The sequence below is a fragment of the Noviherbaspirillum sp. genome (genome assembly GCF_035627455.1).
GTDB lineage: Bacteria > Pseudomonadota > Gammaproteobacteria > Burkholderiales > Burkholderiaceae_D > Noviherbaspirillum.
Map to the genome: position 1 here is coordinate 1 of NZ_DASPLS010000038.1, position 17,189 is coordinate 17,189.

The 17,189-nt window shown below is 61.6% G+C and carries 20 protein-coding genes and 1 pseudogene; 20 read left to right on the forward strand and 1 reads right to left on the reverse strand.

Translation table 11 applies throughout. The annotated features are described in order from the left end of the window. Nucleotides 1-271, forward strand: a pseudogene (locus tag VEC01_RS07150) (branched-chain amino acid ABC transporter permease); the annotation flags it as partial. 62 nt (nt 272-333) lie between these two features. Here the strand turns inward: VEC01_RS07150 and VEC01_RS07155 are convergent. Further along, a complete protein-coding gene (locus VEC01_RS07155) occupies nt 334-1,509 on the reverse strand; it encodes an iron-containing alcohol dehydrogenase (protein WP_414691424.1) in 1,176 nt (391 codons plus the stop codon). Nucleotides 1,510-1,735: 226 nt separating this feature from the next. On the opposite strand from VEC01_RS07155, the gene VEC01_RS07160 reads away from it, so the two are divergent. The 19 genes from VEC01_RS07160 to VEC01_RS07250 all read left to right on the forward strand — a co-directional run. Further along, nucleotides 1,736-2,461: a hypothetical protein gene (locus VEC01_RS07160; RefSeq protein ID WP_324900118.1), complete on the forward strand. Its 726-nt coding sequence runs from the start codon at nt 1,736-1,738 to the stop codon at nt 2,459-2,461. A gap of 133 nt (nt 2,462-2,594) precedes the next feature. Further along, nucleotides 2,595-4,514, forward strand: a complete 1,920-nt coding sequence (gene mnmG / locus VEC01_RS07165; protein WP_324900119.1) for a tRNA uridine-5-carboxymethylaminomethyl(34) synthesis enzyme MnmG — start codon at nt 2,595-2,597, stop codon at nt 4,512-4,514. Between the two features lie 37 nt (nt 4,515-4,551). Beyond that, on the forward strand, nt 4,552-5,178 hold the full coding sequence (gene rsmG / locus VEC01_RS07170) for a 16S rRNA (guanine(527)-N(7))-methyltransferase RsmG (protein ID WP_324900120.1): 627 nt from the start codon (nt 4,552-4,554) through the stop codon (nt 5,176-5,178). Then, on the forward strand, nt 5,175-5,807 hold the full coding sequence (gene leuE / locus VEC01_RS07175) for a leucine efflux protein LeuE (RefSeq protein WP_324900121.1): 633 nt from the start codon (nt 5,175-5,177) through the stop codon (nt 5,805-5,807). Before rsmG ends, leuE begins: the two co-directional genes overlap by 4 nt. A 6-nt stretch (nt 5,808-5,813) precedes the next feature. Then, entirely contained in the window at nt 5,814-6,584 is a 771-nt protein-coding gene (locus VEC01_RS07180) for a ParA family protein (RefSeq protein ID WP_324900122.1), read from the forward strand. Between the two features lie 9 nt (nt 6,585-6,593). Beyond that, nucleotides 6,594-7,472, forward strand: a complete 879-nt coding sequence (locus VEC01_RS07185; protein ID WP_324900123.1) for a ParB/RepB/Spo0J family partition protein — start codon at nt 6,594-6,596, stop codon at nt 7,470-7,472. Continuing rightward, on the forward strand, nt 7,469-8,014 hold the full coding sequence (locus VEC01_RS07190; protein WP_324900124.1) for an alpha/beta hydrolase: 546 nt from the start codon (nt 7,469-7,471) through the stop codon (nt 8,012-8,014). Before VEC01_RS07185 ends, VEC01_RS07190 begins: the two co-directional genes overlap by 4 nt. A gap of 312 nt (nt 8,015-8,326) precedes the next feature. After that, nucleotides 8,327-8,665: an ATP synthase subunit I gene (locus VEC01_RS07195; protein ID WP_324900125.1), complete on the forward strand. Its 339-nt coding sequence runs from the start codon at nt 8,327-8,329 to the stop codon at nt 8,663-8,665. Between the two features lies 1 nt (nt 8,666). After that, nucleotides 8,667-9,488, forward strand: coding sequence for a F0F1 ATP synthase subunit A (atpB, locus tag VEC01_RS07200; RefSeq protein WP_324900126.1), 822 nt, complete (start codon nt 8,667-8,669; stop codon nt 9,486-9,488). Nucleotides 9,489-9,558: 70 nt separating this feature from the next. Next, nucleotides 9,559-9,804, forward strand: a complete 246-nt coding sequence (gene atpE / locus VEC01_RS07205; protein WP_088710626.1) for a F0F1 ATP synthase subunit C — start codon at nt 9,559-9,561, stop codon at nt 9,802-9,804. A gap of 72 nt (nt 9,805-9,876) precedes the next feature. Beyond that, entirely contained in the window at nt 9,877-10,347 is a 471-nt protein-coding gene (locus VEC01_RS07210) for a F0F1 ATP synthase subunit B (protein WP_324900127.1), read from the forward strand. A gap of 2 nt (nt 10,348-10,349) precedes the next feature. Continuing rightward, nucleotides 10,350-10,883 (forward strand): F0F1 ATP synthase subunit delta, encoded by a 534-nt coding sequence (locus VEC01_RS07215; protein WP_324900128.1) that lies wholly within the window; start codon nt 10,350-10,352, stop codon nt 10,881-10,883. Between the two features lie 54 nt (nt 10,884-10,937). Further along, a complete protein-coding gene (atpA, locus tag VEC01_RS07220) occupies nt 10,938-12,473 on the forward strand; it encodes a F0F1 ATP synthase subunit alpha (RefSeq protein ID WP_324900129.1) in 1,536 nt (511 codons plus the stop codon). Between the two features lie 27 nt (nt 12,474-12,500). Next, on the forward strand, nt 12,501-13,370 hold the full coding sequence (gene atpG, locus VEC01_RS07225) for a F0F1 ATP synthase subunit gamma (RefSeq protein WP_324900130.1): 870 nt from the start codon (nt 12,501-12,503) through the stop codon (nt 13,368-13,370). Nucleotides 13,371-13,404: 34 nt separating this feature from the next. Beyond that, complete coding sequence (gene atpD, locus VEC01_RS07230) at nt 13,405-14,805, forward strand: F0F1 ATP synthase subunit beta (protein WP_324900131.1); 1,401 nt, start codon at nt 13,405-13,407, stop codon at nt 14,803-14,805. Nucleotides 14,806-14,878: 73 nt separating this feature from the next. Beyond that, nucleotides 14,879-15,301, forward strand: coding sequence for a F0F1 ATP synthase subunit epsilon (locus VEC01_RS07235; protein ID WP_324900132.1), 423 nt, complete (start codon nt 14,879-14,881; stop codon nt 15,299-15,301). Between the two features lie 78 nt (nt 15,302-15,379). Then, nucleotides 15,380-15,811, forward strand: coding sequence for a CoA-binding protein (locus tag VEC01_RS07240; RefSeq protein WP_324900133.1), 432 nt, complete (start codon nt 15,380-15,382; stop codon nt 15,809-15,811). Between the two features lie 30 nt (nt 15,812-15,841). After that, complete coding sequence (locus tag VEC01_RS07245) at nt 15,842-16,591, forward strand: SGNH/GDSL hydrolase family protein (protein ID WP_324900134.1); 750 nt, start codon at nt 15,842-15,844, stop codon at nt 16,589-16,591. Nucleotides 16,592-16,703: 112 nt separating this feature from the next. Then, a partial coding sequence (locus VEC01_RS07250) for a hypothetical protein (RefSeq protein WP_324900135.1) occupies nt 16,704-17,189 on the forward strand: 486 nt, incomplete at its 3' end.

Here is a 17,189-nt window from a genome sequence, read left to right on the forward strand (position 1 = left end):
GGTGGTGCTGATGACCCTGGTCGGCGGTCTTGGCACGTTGACCGGTCCGATCGTTGGCGCGATCGTGATCATTGCGCTGGAAAACAAGCTGGGCGATCTCGGCAACTGGCTGGCGGTGCTGACGAACATCGAATGGTTCCGTTCGATCGGCGAGTCGGTGACCATCGTGACCGGCTTCATCTTCATCGTCTGCGTGCTGGCATTCCGGCGCGGCATTGTCGGCGAGATCGGCGCGCTGTTCAAGAGAACCGGAGCGAGTGCGGCGCACTGACAACGCAGCTTGCAATAAAAAACGGCAGCCTCGGCTGCCGTTTTTTATTTCCCGCGCCCGGGTTACAACGCGGCGGCGTAAATCGCGCGCGCATCGGCGCGCGTGATTTCACGCGGATTGTTGGTCAGCAGACGGGTCTGCAGCATCGCGTCGTCGGCGAGGCGGTCGAGGTCGGCTTCGACGACACCGACCTGGCGCAACTGCGTCTCGATCCCGGTGCGCCGCGCGATCTCATCCATCCGGTCGATCAGCGCCTGAGTGCGCGCCTCGGCGCTGCCGGCGGCACCCGGCGCCACGATCTCCGCCAGTTCCGCGTACAGGGTGGCGGCATTCGGCGCATTGAAGCGCAGCACATGCGGCAAAACCAGCGAGTTGGACAAGCCGTGCGGCACATGGAAGATGCCACCGATCGGGTAGGCGAGGGCGTGTACCGCGGCGCACGGCGCGTTGGCGAACGATTGGCCGGCGAGCATCGCTCCAAGCAGCATTGCCTGACGTGCCGCGAGGTTCTTGCCGTCTTCGCACGCGGCGACGATGTTGCTCGATAGCAAGGCTAATGCCTGGCGGGCGAGCATGTCGGACAAGGGGTTCTTTTTCACCTTCGTGGTGTAGGCTTCAATCGCGTGCACCATCGCATCGATCCCGGTTGCCGCGGTTACCTTGGGCGGCAGGCCGACGGTCAGTTCCGCGTCGAGGATCGCGAGATCGGCATACAGCTGGGGCGATACCACCCCCATCTTGGTCGTCGCGCCGGTGGTCACGATCGAAATCGGCGTGACTTCTGATCCGGTGCCGGCTGTCGTCGGCACCTGTACCAAGGGCAGGCGGGCGCCTTTCACATTGCCGATGCCATACATGGACTTGAGGTCCTGGTCGCTATCCACCAGGACCGCGATCAGCTTGGCGACATCCATTGAACTGCCGCCACCGAAGCCGATCACGAGGTCGATTTCATTCTTGCGCGCATCCTCGACGGCCTGCAGGACTACGGGTTCGGGCGGATCGGCAACGACATCCGAGAAGATGCTGACGGTGAGGCCGACATCGCGCAGGCCGGCGATCGGGGCATCCACCAGGCCGGTCTTCAGGAAGCCGCCGTCCGTGACGACGAGTGCGCGTCGCGCGTTGGGAAAATGCTGTGAGACAAGCGCGCCGATTCGCTTTGCTGCTCCTGGTTCCGACACGATGTGTGGAACGGTGCTGAAAGTGAACGCGCCGAAGGCTGCGGTCGTGGTCATCATCTCTCCTTGGAATAAGCTTCTATTCTAGCAAGCGGGCGGACAAGTGGTAGAAGTGCGGGGGCGACCAAGTTGGAAACCAGTGCTTACACTTTCCAGGGATTCTGTTGCGCCTGCACCATAGCGGCCGGGCGGGGGCAGGGATAGGATGGGAGGTAATGGCGCCAGGCAACACCTGTTGGTTGAAGTCCGGCGTGTTTCACGTGAAACATAAATCCTTGCCCCTATGTTCGATTCCGCCACCATATTCCAGCGTACCGCGGCCGGTCGCGAAGAAATCCATAAGAAAAGCCATGGCTTGACGCAGAGTGAGCGGCTGGTGCTGATCATGGTCGACGGGGTTTCTTCATTTCAAGAAATCCGGGCCAAGCTTCCGGTGTTACATGACGAGCGGTTCGAACGCGCCTTCCGCAAGCTCTTGTTGAAGGAACTGGTGCTTGAGGTATTCATCCCGGTAGAAGGGCAGACGCCGGAAGAGCTGGAGCGCACGATCATCGACCGCTTCCTGCAACAGGACGCGCTCGATCCAGTCACTATCATTCTAGAAGACCCGGAGGAAATGTTCGATGCGCATGCGGCCTCTGTGGCAATCCCGGCGTCAGGAGCAGCGACTGACGCCAGCCCGGAGCCAGCTTCCCCTGATCCCACGTTCGAACCAACGCTGCCGCCTTCGAGGCCGGAACCAAGTGCAGGAACAAGGCCGGAGCAGGCGCTTGACGTGCAGCACGTCTTGTTGGCCGATGCGCTCGCTGCTGAAGTGCGAGCCCGCCACGCGAGCCGCACTCCGTCATCGTCCAGGGGCATCCACGCATCCGATCCGGCCTCGGAGATGGCGCTGCCGGCATCGACATCCTTCCTTGCTCCGCTTGCCGCGGTGCATTGGGGTTACTGGCTGATCGTTGGTGGCTCATCCTTCATTCTGGGCTTTGTGCTCGGCCGCGCCGGCGGCTGATTTTGTTTCACGTGAAACAAAGCTGGCAGTAATCCTGCGCAAGAAGGACGGGTCGGCGGAAAAACATCTTATAATCTCGCCTCCGGCAACACGCGCTGCCGCTCTCATTCCTACCGTCTCCTTGAGGCGAACTATGCTTTTTCCTACTGAATTTGATGTCATCGTCGTTGGCGGCGGTCATGCCGGCACCGAAGCTGCGCTCGCTGCCGCACGTATGGGGCAGAAGACCCTGCTGTTGACGCACAATATCGAGACCCTTGGGCAAATGTCTTGCAATCCTTCGATTGGCGGCATCGGCAAAGGCCACCTGGTCAAGGAGGTCGATGCGCTTGGCGGGGCGATGGCGATCGCCACCGACGAGGCCGGCATTCAGTTCCGTATCCTGAATTCATCGAAGGGGCCGGCGGTGCGCGCGACCCGTGCCCAAGCGGACCGTATCCTTTACAAGAAGGCGATCCGCGAACGGCTCGAGAATCAGCCGAATCTGTGGCTGTTCCAGCAGGCAGTGGATGACTTGATGGTCGAAGGCGACCGGGTCGTCGGCGCCGTGACGCAGGTCGGCATCCGCTTCCGTGGTCGCGCAGTCGTCCTGACCGCCGGCACCTTCCTCGACGGGAAGATCCACGTTGGCCTGAACAATTATGCCGCAGGGCGCGCGGGCGATCCTCCCGCCGTTTCCCTGTCCGCGAGGCTGAAGGAATTGAAGCTGCCGCAAGGGCGCCTGAAGACTGGCACCCCGCCGCGCATTGATGGCCGCAGCATCGACTTTTCGGTGCTGGAAGAGCAGCCCGGCGATCTCGACCCGATCCCGGTATTTTCGGTGATGGGCTCGGCCAGTATGCATCCGCAACAGCTGCCTTGCTGGATTACGCATACCAACCAACGTACCCACGACATCATTCGCGGCGGCCTCGATCGCAGTCCGATGTACACCGGCGTGATTGAAGGCGTGGGTCCGCGCTACTGCCCGTCCATTGAAGACAAGATCCATCGTTTCGCTGACAAGAGCTCGCACCAGATCTTCCTCGAACCGGAAGGCCTGACCACGAACGAGTTTTATCCGAACGGCATCTCAACCAGCCTGCCTTTCGACGTGCAGCTGGAATTGGTCCACTCGATGCGCGGCCTGGAGAATGCGCACATCCTGCGTCCCGGCTACGCGATCGAGTATGACTATTTCGATCCGCGCGGCCTGAAGTCCTCGCTCGAAACCCGGGCGATCCAGGGCTTGTTCTTTGCCGGCCAGATCAACGGCACTACCGGCTATGAAGAGGCCGCGGCGCAGGGCTTGCTGGCCGGTATTAATGCCGCCTTGTTTACGCAGGGCAGGGAGGCATGGACGCCGCGCCGCGATGAAGCCTACCTCGGCGTACTGGTTGACGACCTGATCACCAAGGGCGTGCAGGAACCGTACCGCATGTTCACCAGCCGTGCCGAATACCGGCTCAGCCTGCGTGAAGACAATGCCGATATGCGCCTGACCGATATCGGCCGCAGGCTCGGCTGCGTTGGCGACGCCCAGTGGGAGGTATTCGAGCGCAAACGCGAAGCCGTCGCGCGTGAGCTCGAGCGGCTGAAGTCGACCTGGGTAAACCCGCGCCTCGTCGCCGAAGCCGAAGCGCAGCGCGTTCTCGGCAAGGCAATCGAGCGCGAGTATGCGCTTACTGATCTGCTGCGCCGTCCAAACGTGAGCTACGACAACCTGATGACGCTGAAAGGTGCGGATGGCCAGGATATCGCCGGTCCCGGCGTCGAGGACAGCACGGTAGCGGAACAAGTCGAGATCCAGGTGAAGTACGCCGGTTATATCGACCGGCAGGCGCGTGAAGTCGAGCGCCACGATCACTATGAAAACCTCAAGCTGCCGCCGGAGATCGACTATATGGAAGTGCGCGGCTTGTCGGTCGAGGTGCGCCAGAAGTTGAATAAGCACCGCCCGGAAACCCTCGGTCAGGCATCCCGGATCTCGGGCGTCACGCCGGCAGCGATCTCGCTGCTGCTGGTACACCTGAAGAAGGGCGGCTTCAAGGACTTTGCCTCCGCGGCGGCTTGAGGATGATCCGGCGATGATCTTTCCCCGCGACTCTCTGATGCGCACGCTCGCCGATGGCGCGCGCCGGCTGCAGCTCGACCTGGACGATACCCGGCTCGGCAAGCTGATGGATTACCTGGCATTGTTGTCAAAATGGAATGCCGTGTATAACCTCACCGCCTTGCGCGATCCGGCGCAGATGGTCACACATCATTTGCTCGATTCCCTCGCGGTCGTGCCGGCCTTCGCCGGCGCGCGTCATGTCCTTGATGTCGGCGCCGGCGGCGGCCTGCCCGGCATCGTACTGGCCATCGCCTGCCCCGCAACGCGCGTGTCGCTGATCGACACCGTGCACAAGAAGACTGCCTTTCTTACACAGGTGAAAGCGGAACTGGCGCTGACTAACGTGACGGTCCACACCGGCCGGGTCGAGCAGTTGCAGGTGCGGCAGAAATTCGACGTGATCACCTCGCGCGCCTTCGCCGAACTCAACGACTTCGTCACGTGGTCGTCCCATCTGCTGGAACCTGGCGGGCACTTCATTGCGCTCAAAGGGGTGATGCCTACCCACGAAATTGCCCGGCTGCCTGCCGGATGGAAAGTGTTGAAGGTAGAATCACTGACCGTGCCCGGGCTCGACGCCGAGCGCCACCTCGTCTTCATCGCAGCGGGAGAACAAGCATGAGTGCGCTGTTCCATTCCATCGGCATCACCGACATCTGGCAACTCGTCGCTGCGACGATGGTGTTCCTCATGCTGCCCGGCCCAGGCACCTTCTGCGTCCTTACCTGCAGCGCGCAGCGCGGGTTGCGTGGCGGCTTTGCGTCGTTGCTCGGACTGATGCTAGGCGACGCCGCATTGATGTTCCTTGCGGCGATCGGCGTCGCCGCGCTGTTGCAAGCGAACCCGATGCTGTTCAACGCGCTGCAATATGCCGGCGCCGCCTACCTCGCGTATCTCGGTGTGCGCCTGCTGGTCGCGCGGGACGGGGAGGGCGCCGCCGCGGTGCCATTCACGAACGCTGCCGACTTTCGTCGCGGCTTCCTCGTCACCCTGATCAACCCGAAAGCCATCGTGTTCTACATGGCCTTCTTTCCGCTCTTCATCGACCCCGCGACGCACCAAGGCGTCCTGACCTTCGTCGCAATGGGTTCCGTGATTTCCATTTGCACCCTGTTCTACGGCAGCCTGCTGGTCTTCGCCGGCAACGCCGCCGCGCGCCGCCTCGCCCGCAACCGGCGCATCGCCGCGTATGCGTCGAAGATGGCAGGCATGTTCCTGATCGGCTTCGGCATCAAACTCACCACCCACTAAAACAACATGGCCAAAATATTCTGCGTTGCCAACCAAAAGGGCGGCGTCGGTAAAACAACAACGGCAGTCAACCTCGCAGCAGGTCTCGCCAAAATCGATCAGCGGGTGCTGCTGGTCGACCTCGACCCGCAGGGCAATGCAACGATGGGCGCCGGCATCAACAAGGCGCAACTGGAATCCTCTGTCTATGAAGTGCTGCTCGGCCTGGCCGATATCAAGACAGCGCGCAAGACGTCGGAGACCGGCGGCTTCGACGTGGTGCCGGCCAACCGCGAACTTGCCGGGGCCGAAGTGGAGATGGTGGAACTGGAGAATCGCGAAAAGCGCCTGAAGGATGCGATCGAGGCGGTCTCGGCCGAATACGATTTTGTGTTGATCGATTGCCCGCCCGCGCTGTCCATGCTCACCCTTAACGGACTGTGCGCGGCGCACGGCGTGATCATCCCGATGCAGTGCGAATACTATGCTCTGGAAGGCTTGTCGGACCTGGTAAATACCATCAAGAAAGTCCATGGCAAGCTCAACACCGACCTCAAGATCATCGGCCTGCTACGCGTGATGTTCGACCCGCGCATGACTTTGTCGCAGCAAGTGTCGGCGCAGCTCGAGCAGCACTTCGGCGACAAGGTGTTCAAGACCATCATTCCGCGCAACGTGCGGCTGGCGGAAGCGCCTTCCTACGGCATGCCCGGCGTTACTTTCGATCCCGCGTCCAAGGGTGCGCAGGCGTACGTCGCGTTCGGCGCCGAGATGGTCGAACGCATCAAAACAATGTGAGGCTGAACCATGGCACTCAAGAAATCCAAGGGACTCGGCCGCGGCCTCGACGCATTGCTCGGCGGCTCCACCGACATCGAAGAAGCGGTTCCCACCGTCCCCGGCGCACCGTCGACGCTGAGCGTGACGCAGATGCAGGCCGGCAAATACCAGCCGCGCACGCGCATGGATGAAGGCGCGCTGCAGGAACTTGCCGCGTCGATCAAGGCGCAGGGCCTGATGCAGCCGATCCTGGTGCGCCCGGTCAACGGTAACGGCCGTTTTGAAATCATCGCCGGCGAACGGCGCTTCCGCGCCGCGCAGCTCGCCGGCCTCACGGAAGTGCCGGTGCTGGTAAAGGATGTCGACGACCAGGCCGCGGCCGCGATGGCGCTGATCGAAAACATCCAGCGCGAAGACCTCAATCCGCTGGAAGAAGCGCAGGGCATCCACCGCCTGATCACCGATTTCAACTTCACGCACGAGCAGGCGGCCGGCGCGGTCGGCCGTTCGCGCAGTGCGGTTTCCAACCTGCTGCGCCTGCTCAACCTCGCCAAACCGGTACAGACCATGCTGATGGCCGGCGACATCGACATGGGCCACGCGCGCGCGCTGCTCGCGGTCGACTCCGCCACGCAGATCACGCTCGCCAACCAGATCGTCGCCAAACGCATGTCGGTGCGCGAAGCGGAAAAGCTCGTGGTGAAGACCACCACCGAGCAGGCTGGCGCGAAGTCGCGCTCGGGCAAGGAAAAGTCGCGCGACCTGGCGCGCCTCGAAGAGGAATTGTCGGATGCGCTGGCCACGCAGGTGGTGATCAAGGTCGGCGCCAAGAACAAGGGCCAGCTCATCATCGACTTCGCCGACCTCGACGCGCTCGATGACCTGATCGCCAAGCTGCGTGCATGAGCGCGACCGTCCTGATCCTGCCCGGCCTGTTCAATTCCGGAGAAGGGCACTGGCAGACAATCTGGGAGCGGATGCTGCCCAATGCGCGCCGCGTGCAGCAGCGCGACTGGGACGCGCCCGAACGGCAGGACTGGGTGGCCGCGCTCGACGCTGCGGTCGCCGCGGCCGACGGCCCGGTGGTCCTTGCCGCGCACAGCCTCGGCTGCGCGACGACCGCATGGTGGGTGCAGCAGCACGCGGCCGCACCGCATGCAAAGAAAGTGAAAGGCGCGCTGCTGGTTGCGCCGCCCGATGTCGAGCGAGCCGATTTCCCCGCCTTCGTACGCGGCTTCGCGCCGATGCCGCGCACACCGCTGCCGTTCAAGGCGATCGTGGTTGCATCGTCTGACGATCCCTGGTGCGCACTCGGCACTGCCCAGGCCTGGGCGGCCGCCTGGAACGCTGCATTTCACCATCTTGGTGCGCGCGGACATATCAACGCCGCCAGCGGCCTTGATGACTGGCGTCAGGGACGCGACTGGCTTGTGGAACTGACTGGCTGAACGGGCATTCGCGCAGCTTCGCGCTTACCTCCCGCGTAATTGGAACGTGCCGGCACCGCGTCTACACTTTCCTCGAGGACGGTGAAAGGCCTTGCAAAGCATGCGGAAATTTTTCTTCATCGTAATGCCGACTACCGTAGTTTTACGGTAGTGTTTTGCCCGGAATGGGCTCGGCCAAAGGTTTGACTGTGCCTGTGGAAAACACTTATAATCCCGTGGTTTCACAAGACGCACCACGAAGAAACACCGCGGCCCGAAGCAGGTTCCTGAAGGAGCACAAGGCCCCTGGGATTGCACCAATCCGGACCAACAATGCTACGCGTCGTCCTCCTGCAGTTTTTGACTACGGTCATTACCGGACTGATTGCCGGCCTGATCGGAGGATGGCACGCGCTGTTGTCGGCGCTTCTGGGCGGATTATGCTGTGTCGTGCCGAACGGCTTGTTTGCGCTGCGCTTGTTTATCAACGCGCGCAAGCCGGGGGCTGTCAACCCGATGACTTTTTTCATCGGCGAATTTATCAAGATTGCGTTAACCATCGGGCTGCTCGGCACGGTGGCATGGCTGTACCGCGATTTGAACTGGCTGGCGCTGATCGCCGCTTTCATCGTGGCGCTGAAAAGTTACATCATCTTAATATTTAGGCACTGACATGGCATCGACTGGACACGCTCCGACCGCATCAGAATACATAGTCCACCACCTCGGACATTTCTCCACCCATCACCAGGACAAGATCGTCGACTTCACGATCATCAACATGGACACGGTGTTCTGGTCCGTCGCGATGGGCGTGCTCGGCTGCTTCATCATGTGGCTGGCCGCGCGCAAGGCAACTTCCGGCGTCCCGGGCCGCTTCCAGGCCTTCGTCGAAATGGTCGTCGAAATGGTCGAAGACCAGTCCAAGTCCATCGTCCACGGCGACCGCCGCTTCATCGCTCCGCTGGCGCTGACCGTGTTCGTCTGGGTGGCGCTGATGAATTCGCTGGACTTCCTGCCGGTCGACATGTTCGCCGCGCTGTTCTCGCTGCTCGGCCTCGAAAACGTCATCCCCTACCACCGCGTGGTGCCGACCGCCGACCTGAACGGCACCCTCGGCATGTCGCTCGGCGTGCTGGCCGTCGTCATCTACTACAACCTGAAGATCAAGGGCGTCGGCGGCTGGCTGCACGAGTGGCTCGCCGCACCGTTCGGCATCTGGATGGCGCCGTTCAACGTGCTGCTGAACCTGATCGAATACCTGGCCCGCACCATCTCCCTCGGCATGCGACTCTTCGGCAACATGTACGCCGGCGAACTGCTGTTCCTGCTGATCGCGCTGCTCGGTTCGATGGCGACCGCGTTCGGCTTCATCGGCCACGTGATCGCGGGCTCGATGTGGGCGATCTTCCACATCCTGATCGTGTTCCTGCAGGCCTTCATCTTCATGATGCTGACGCTGGTGTATATCGGCCAGGCGCACGAAGCACACTAAAGAATTGCTCCACGTAACGAAGTTTGTTTTTAGTTTTTGTTTTCAACCTTAACCTTTTGAAGGAACTCTCATGACTGACATCTCTTTTGTTGCTTTGGCTTGCGGCTTGATCATCGGCCTGGGTGCTATCGGTGCATGTATCGGTATCGCCATCATGGGCGGCAAGTACCTCGAAGCATCGGCACGTCAGCCTGAACTCATGAACACCCTCCAGACCAAGATGTTCCTGCTGGCCGGTCTGATCGACGCTGCATTCCTGATCGGTGTTGGTATCGCGATGCTGTTTGCTTTCGCAAATCCGTTCATCGCGAAGTAATCAGCCTATCGCTGATTTTCCAACAGCCGGACCAAGCGGTTCGGCTCTCGTTATTCTGAGAAGGAAAACACCGTGAACTTAAATGCAACCTTGTTTGCGCAGTTCGTGGTCTTCTTCATCCTCGCGTGGTTCACGATGAAATTCGTGTGGCCGCCGCTGATGAAGGCGCTCGACGAGCGTGCCGAGAAGATCGCGAACGGCCTGGCTGCCGCCGACCGGGGCAAGGCAGAGATGGCCGCCGCCGAAAAGCGCGCGCAGGCCGAACTGGCTTCCGCCCGCGACGAAGGCCAGAAGCGCATCATTGACGCGGAAAAGCGCGCACAATCGATCATCGACGAAGCCAAGAAAGCTGCATCCGAAGAAGCGGCGCGCATTATTGCCGCCGCCAAGGCCGATGCAGAACAGCAAGTAACTCGTGCACGCGACGAACTGCGTGTCCAGGTCGCGACTCTCGCGGTCAAGGGCGCCGAGCAGATTCTGAAGCGTGAGGTGAATGCAGCGGCGCACGCCGACCTGCTGAACCAACTCAAGACCGAGCTGTAATCATGGCCGAACTCGCAACGATTGCTCGTCCTTACGCTGAAGCACTGTTCCGTGTAGCCAAGTCCGGCAATATCGCCGCCTGGTCCGACCTCGTGTCGGAAATGGCGGCTGTTGCCGCTCTCCCCGACGTCAAGTCTTTCGCCAGCAATCCGAAGCTCTCGGACAAGCAGGTTTCCGAAACGTTCTTGTCGCTGTTGAAGTCCAATGTCTCCCCCGAAGCGAAAAACTTCGTCGGGATGCTGGTCGAAAACGGCCGCCTGAGCCTGCTGCCGGAAATCGGCGCGCAGTTCCATGCATTGAAAAATGCAGCCGAAGGCGCCGCTGACGCGGAGATCACGAGCGCGTTCGAGTTGACCGACGCTCAAGTGAAAGACCTGGTGGCGACGCTGGAAAAGAAATTCGGCCGCAAGCTCAATCCGACCGTGAAGGTGGACAGTTCGCTGATCGGCGGCGTACGCGTGGCAGTGGGCGACGAAGTGCTTGACACTTCGGTACGCGCAAAGCTGCAGAACATGTACGTCTCCCTCGCATCGTAACTGCGGCCTTGCTTTCGCTAGCGTAAGCAGAGATTAAAAAATTTAGGAGTTAACATGCAACTCAACCCGTCTGAAATCAGCGAACTGATCAAGAGCCGGATTCAAGGCCTTGGCGACACCGCTGAGATTCGCAATCAAGGCACGGTGATCTCCGTGACCGACGGTATCTGCCGCATCCACGGTCTCTCCGACGCGATGCAAGGCGAGATGCTGGAATTCCCTGGCAACACTTTCGGTCTGGCGCTGAACCTCGAGCGCGATTCCGTCGGCGCCGTTATCCTGGGCGAGTACGAGCACATTTCCGAAGGCGACACCGTCAAGTGCACCGGCCGCATCCTGGAAGTGCCGATCGGTCCGGAACTGAAGGGCCGCGTGGTCAACGCGCTGGGCCAGCCGATCGACGGCAAGGGCCCGGTCAACACCAAGCTGACCGCCCCGATCGAAAAGATCGCCCCCGGCGTTATCGCACGTCAGTCCGTGTCGCAGCCGATGCAAACCGGCCTGAAGGCGATCGATTCGATGGTGCCGATCGGCCGCGGCCAGCGCGAGCTGATCATCGGCGACCGTCAGACCGGCAAGTCCGCCGTCGCAGTTGATGCCATCATTAACCAGAAGGGCCAGGACATGACGTGTATCTACGTCGCGATCGGCCAGAAGGCTTCCACGGTCAAGAACATCGTGCGCGCTCTCGAGCAGCACGGCGCGATGGAGTACACCATCGTCGTCGCCGCCAACGCATCCGAATCCGCCGCGATGCAGTACGTCGCCGCCTACTCCGGCTGCGCGATGGGCGAATACTTCCGCGACCGCGGCCAGGACGCACTGATCATTTATGACGATCTGTCCAAGCAGGCAGTCGCATACCGTCAGGTTTCCCTGCTGCTGCGCCGTCCGCCGGGCCGCGAAGCCTACCCGGGCGACGTGTTCTACCTGCACTCCCGCCTGCTCGAGCGCGCCGCGCGCGTGAACCCCGACTACGTCGAAGCGTTCACCAACGGTGAAGTGAAGGGCAAGACCGGTTCGCTGACCGCACTGCCGATCATTGAAACCCAGGCCGGCGACGTGTCCGCGTTCGTTCCGACCAACGTGATTTCGATTACCGACGGCCAGATCTTCCTCGAGACCTCGCTGTTCAACGCCGGTATCCGTCCCGCGATCAACGCCGGTATCTCGGTGTCCCGCGTCGGTGGCGCAGCGCAAACCAAGGTCATCAAGGGCCTGTCTGGCGGTATCCGTACCGACCTGGCGCAGTACCGTGAACTGGCCGCGTTCGCGCAGTTCGCATCCGACCTCGACGAAGCCACCCGCAAGCAGCTCGACCGAGGCGCACGCGTGACCGAACTGCTGAAGCAGCCGCAATACTCGCCGCTGCCGATCTCGCTGATGGCCGTGTCGCTGTTCGCGGTGAACAAGGGCTACTTCGACGACATCGACGTGAAGAAAGTGCTGGCATTCGAATCCGGCCTGCACAACTTCATGAAGACCAGCTACGGCGCCCTGCTGCAGAAGATTGAAGACACCAAGCAACTCGACAAGGACGGCGAAGCCGAACTTGCCGCCGCGATTGCCGCCTTCAAGAAAACCTTCTGATTACCGGGGCTTAAGGAGTAATTACTCATGGCTGCAGGTAAAGAGATACGCGGCAAGATCAAGAGCGTAGAGAACACGAAGAAGATCACCAAGGCGATGGAAATGGTCGCCGCATCCAAGATGCGCAAGGCGCAGGACCGGATGCGGCATGCCCGTCCCTACAGTGACAAGATTCGGAATATCGCCGCTCACTTGGCGCAGGCCAATCCGGAGTACACGCACCCGTTCCTGGTCAAGCAGGACAGCGCGAAGAAGGTGGGCATCATCGTCGTCACGACCGACAAGGGTCTGTGTGGCGGCATGAACACCAACGTGCTGCGCCAGGTGACCAACAAGGTGCGCGAACTCGAAGGACAGGGCACAAAGGTTGAAGCAGTCGCAATCGGCAACAAGGGTCTCGGTTTCCTGAACCGCATCGGCGGCAAGGTCGTGGCGCAAGCCATCGGCCTGGGCGACACGCCGCACCTGGAAAAGCTGATCGGCCCGGTCAAGGTGCTGCTCGACGCCTACCAGGAAGGCCAGCTCGATGCGGTCTACCTGTTCTACACCAAGTTCATCAACACGATGAAGCAGGAACCGGTGATGGACCAGTTGCTGCCGCTGTCGGCGGAGCGCATGGAAGCGGACAAGTCCGCGCACTCGTGGGATTACATCTACGAGCCCGATGCACAGTCGGTGATCGACGAACTGCTGGTGCGCTATGTCGAAGCGCTGATTTACCAGGCGGTTGCCGAGAACATGGCTTCCGAACAGTCGGCGCGGATGGTGGCGATGAAGGCTGCTTCCGACAATGCGGGTAACGTGATCGGCGAGTTGAAGCTTGTGTACAACAAGACTCGCCAGGCCGCGATTACCAAGGAACTGTCCGAGATCGTCGCCGGTGCGGCTGCGGTTTAACTAAAAAGAATCTACTTATATTGAAGGAACGAAAATGGCTGAAGGCAAAATCGTTCAGTGTATCGGCGCCGTGGTGGACGTGGAATTTCCCCGCGATGCAATGCCCAAGATTTACGATGCTCTGAAGATGGAAGGCTCCGCGCTGACCCTGGAAGTGCAGCAGCAGCTTGGCGACGGCATCGTCCGTACCATTGCGCTGGGCTCCTCCGACGGTCTGCGTCGCGGCATGGTCATCAAGAACACCGGCGCACCGATCTCCGTGCCGGTCGGTCCGGCAACGCTCGGCCGCATCATGGACGTGCTGGGCAATCCGATCGACGAACGTGGTCCGGTCAATGCAACCCAGACCGCATCGATCCACCGCAAGGCTCCGGAATACGACGAGCTGTCCCCGTCGCAGGAACTGCTGGAAACCGGCATCAAGGTGATTGACCTGGTGTGCCCGTTCGCGAAGGGCGGTAAGGTCGGTCTGTTCGGCGGTGCAGGCGTGGGCAAGACCGTGAACATGATGGAACTGATCAACAACATCGCGAAGGCGCACTCCGGTCTGTCCGTGTTCGCCGGCGTCGGTGAGCGTACCCGTGAAGGTAACGACTTCTACCACGAAATGGCGGACTCCAAGGTCGTGGACCTGGACAACCTGGCCAACTCGAAGGTGTCGATGGTGTACGGCCAGATGAACGAGCCGCCGGGCAACCGTCTGCGCGTGGCGCTGACCGGTCTGACCATTGCGGAATCCTTCCGTGACGAAGGCCGTGACGTTCTGTTCTTCGTGGACAACATCTACCGTTACACGCTGGCCGGTACCGAAGTGTCCGCGCTGCTGGGCCGTATGCCTTCCGCGGTGGGTTACCAGCCGACGCTGGCCGAAGAAATGGGCCGTCTGCAAGAGCGCATCACCTCGACCAAGACCGGTTCGATCACCTCGATTCAGGCCGTGTACGTCCCTGCGGATGACTTAACCGACCCGTCCCCGGCAACCACCTTCGCCCACCTCGACTCCACCGTCGTGTTGTCGCGCGACATCGCCGCACTGGGTATCTACCCCGCGGTGGATCCGCTCGATTCGACCTCGCGTCAGCTCGATCCGAACGTGGTCGGCGCCGAGCACTACGAGACCGCACGCGCGGTGCAGGGCACGCTGCAGCGCTACAAGGAACTGCGCGACATCATCGCGATTCTGGGCATGGACGAACTGGCGCCGGAAGACAAGCTGGTCGTGGCACGCGCACGTAAGATGCAGCGTTTCCTGTCGCAGCCGTTCCACGTCGCCGAAGTGTTCACCGGTTCGCCGGGCAAGTACGTTTCGCTGAAGGATACGATCAAGGGCTTCAAGATGATCGCTTCCGGCGAACTGGACCACCTGCCGGAGCAGGCGTTCTACATGGTCGGCACGATCGAAGAAGCAATCGAGAAGGCCAAGAAGCTTCAGTAATGGTGTGACCCCTCCCCGGCAACGGGGAGGGGGATAACCGTCTGATCTTCAGACGAACAACAAAGGTTCTAACATGGCACACACTATCCACGTAGACGTCGTCTCCGCCGAAGAGGAAATCTTCGCCGGCGAGGCCGAATTCGTCGCGTTGCCGGGTGAAGCGGGCGAGCTGGGCATCTATCCCCAGCACACGCCGCTGATCACGCGCATCAGGCCGGGTGCGGTGCGCATCAAGGTGCCGGGCCGGGCGGACGAGGAGTTTGTCTTCGTCGCGGGCGGCATTCTCGAAGTGCAACCGAACGGCGTCACCGTGCTGGCCGATACCGCAATCCGCGGTCACGACCTGGACGAGGCGAAGGCGGCTGAAGCGAAGAAGCTGGCGGAAGAAGCGCTGGCCAATCGCGAGTCGGAAATCGATTACGCAAAGGCACAGGCCGAACTGGCCGCCGCCGTTGCGCAATTGGCAGCAATCGAAAAGCTGCGCAAGAAGCGTTAAGCGATGTTGGCAGTACAATGAAAAGGCAGCTTCGGCTGCCTTTTTTATTTGCACCTTCAAACCCATCCCATTGTCGACATGGACCAGGAACAGCAAACGATCTGGCGCATCCTTCAGGAAAGCCGCAGCATCGCGGTTGTCGGCCTTTCCGCCCGGCCCGATCGTCCAAGTCATGAAGTCGCGCAATACCTGCAGCGGCACGGCTATCGTATCCTTGCAGTGAACCCGGCGTATGCGGGCAGCCGGATTCTTGGCGAGCATTGCCACGCAACATTGGCCGATGCCGCTGCAGCACTGCAGAAGGAGGGGGCCGGCATCGACATCGTCAACTGCTTCCGCAGGGCGGAAGAGGTCGGAGCGGCGGTCGACGACGCGATTGCGATCGGCGCGCGTTGCGTGTGGCTGCAGCTGGGCGTGATCGATGCGCAGGCGGCGGCGCGGGCATCCTGCGCCGGGCTCGCCGTCGTGATGGACAAGTGCATCAAGATCGAGCATATGCAGTTGCGCTGACAAGACAGGACGCCATAACCGGGACAGTAAATGCGCCGCTATCTGCCGGAACTCGTCGCGTTGCCGATGCTGCCGTTTCTGGTCGCGCAGGGAAAATACACGCGCCGGGTGACGCCGCGCCTGCCGGAAGCCGGCGGGCCGTTCGAGGGCACTGCCGGGCGCGCGCACCCGGGTGCGCCGCTGTCGCTGCTGGCAGTCGGCGAATCTCCGGTGGCCGGCGTCGGCGTTGCCACGCATGAAGAGGCGATCACCGGCCAGTTCGCGCGGGCGCTGGCGGAGCGCACGGCGCGTCCGGTCCGCTGGCGCGCCTGTGGCAGGAATGGCGTAACCGCACGGGAGGCACTGGAACTGCTGCTGCCGCAAGTGCCGGCGGCGCCGGTCGATCTCGCACTGGTCGCCTTCGGCGTCAATGACACCACCGCCTTTCGTCCGGTCTCGCATTGGCGGCGCGACTTGCACGCGCTGTTGCAGGCGCTTGACGCCCGCTGCCGGCCGCACCTGATCGTGTTGTCCGGCGTGCCGCCGATGGCGCGTTTTCCGGCCTTGCCCCAGCCGCTGCGCTGGGTGATGGGCCTCAAGGCTGGCGTGCTCGACCTTGCCGCGCGCGAACTTGCCGGCTCCATTGCCCGCACCTGCCACGTGCCGCTGCTGTTCGACACCGCCGATCCAGGCATGATGGCGTCCGACGGTTACCATCCTTCCGCTGCCGGCTGCGCCGCCTGGGCGCAACTGCTTGCCGATGCCAGCGTGGCTGCCTTGGCACCAGACCTGAGGGCTTGACCGCCCGTTGGAGCGCCGTCGCCGGCGCACCACTCGCCGTGTGGCCGCTTGCCGTAACGCATGATGATTTTGGTAAACAAGGGTAGGATAGGCTGACCATCCGGAGGCCCCCATGGAATTCCTGCTCGACCCCGATTTCTGGGAAACCACCAGCTTCATCGTCACCGTGTTCGGCTTGCCGTTCGCGATCTTCCTGTTCCTGTTCGAACAGCGCAAGGAACGCGACAACGAGGACGAAGAGGCTTACCAGCTGCTGCAGAACGCTTACCACGATTTCCTGAAAATCGTGCTGGCCAACCCCGACCTCAAGCTGCGCACCAACACCAAGACACCCGACCTCACCGAAGAGCAGCGCGAGCGCATGCTGATCATCTTCGAGATGCTGATCGCGCTGTTCGAGCGCGCCTACATCGTTTCCTATGAGCCTGACCTGAAAGGGGTCGCGCTGCGCCGCTGGCGCTCCTGGGACGACTACATGCGGGAATGGTGCCAGCGCGAGGATTTCTACTATCTGCTGCCGCAGCTGCTGCGCGGCGAGGATCCGGATTTCGCGGCGTATATCTGGCGCATTGCGGACGAGGAGCAGCGTAATCGGCTG

Excerpts from the sequence above, each read along its gene's own strand:
- VEC01_RS07180 (WP_324900122.1), top strand. The coding sequence starts at position 5,814 with ATGGCCAAAATATTCTGCGTTGCCAACCAAAAGGGCGGCGTCGGTAAA.
- VEC01_RS07215 (WP_324900128.1), top strand. The coding sequence starts at position 10,350 with ATGGCCGAACTCGCAACGATTGCTCGTCCTTACGCTGAAGCACTGTTC.
- atpB (WP_324900126.1), top strand. The coding sequence starts at position 8,667 with ATGGCATCGACTGGACACGCTCCGACCGCATCAGAATACATAGTCCAC.
- mnmG (WP_324900119.1), top strand. The coding sequence starts at position 2,595 with ATGCTTTTTCCTACTGAATTTGATGTCATCGTCGTTGGCGGCGGTCAT.
- VEC01_RS07190 (WP_324900124.1), top strand. The coding sequence starts at position 7,469 with ATGAGCGCGACCGTCCTGATCCTGCCCGGCCTGTTCAATTCCGGAGAA.
- atpE (WP_088710626.1), top strand. The coding sequence starts at position 9,559 with ATGACTGACATCTCTTTTGTTGCTTTGGCTTGCGGCTTGATCATCGGC.
- VEC01_RS07160 (WP_324900118.1), top strand. The coding sequence starts at position 1,736 with ATGTTCGATTCCGCCACCATATTCCAGCGTACCGCGGCCGGTCGCGAA.
- VEC01_RS07240 (WP_324900133.1), top strand. The coding sequence starts at position 15,380 with ATGGACCAGGAACAGCAAACGATCTGGCGCATCCTTCAGGAAAGCCGC.
- atpG (WP_324900130.1), top strand. The coding sequence starts at position 12,501 with ATGGCTGCAGGTAAAGAGATACGCGGCAAGATCAAGAGCGTAGAGAAC.
- VEC01_RS07185 (WP_324900123.1), top strand. The coding sequence starts at position 6,594 with ATGGCACTCAAGAAATCCAAGGGACTCGGCCGCGGCCTCGACGCATTG.
- rsmG (WP_324900120.1), top strand. The coding sequence starts at position 4,552 with ATGCGCACGCTCGCCGATGGCGCGCGCCGGCTGCAGCTCGACCTGGAC.
- VEC01_RS07245 (WP_324900134.1), top strand. The coding sequence starts at position 15,842 with ATGCGCCGCTATCTGCCGGAACTCGTCGCGTTGCCGATGCTGCCGTTT.
- atpA (WP_324900129.1), top strand. The coding sequence starts at position 10,938 with ATGCAACTCAACCCGTCTGAAATCAGCGAACTGATCAAGAGCCGGATT.
- VEC01_RS07195 (WP_324900125.1), top strand. The coding sequence starts at position 8,327 with ATGCTACGCGTCGTCCTCCTGCAGTTTTTGACTACGGTCATTACCGGA.
- leuE (WP_324900121.1), top strand. The coding sequence starts at position 5,175 with ATGAGTGCGCTGTTCCATTCCATCGGCATCACCGACATCTGGCAACTC.
- VEC01_RS07155 (WP_414691424.1), bottom strand. The coding sequence starts at position 1,509 with ATGACCACGACCGCAGCCTTCGGCGCGTTCACTTTCAGCACCGTTCCA.
- VEC01_RS07235 (WP_324900132.1), top strand. The coding sequence starts at position 14,879 with ATGGCACACACTATCCACGTAGACGTCGTCTCCGCCGAAGAGGAAATC.
- atpD (WP_324900131.1), top strand. The coding sequence starts at position 13,405 with ATGGCTGAAGGCAAAATCGTTCAGTGTATCGGCGCCGTGGTGGACGTG.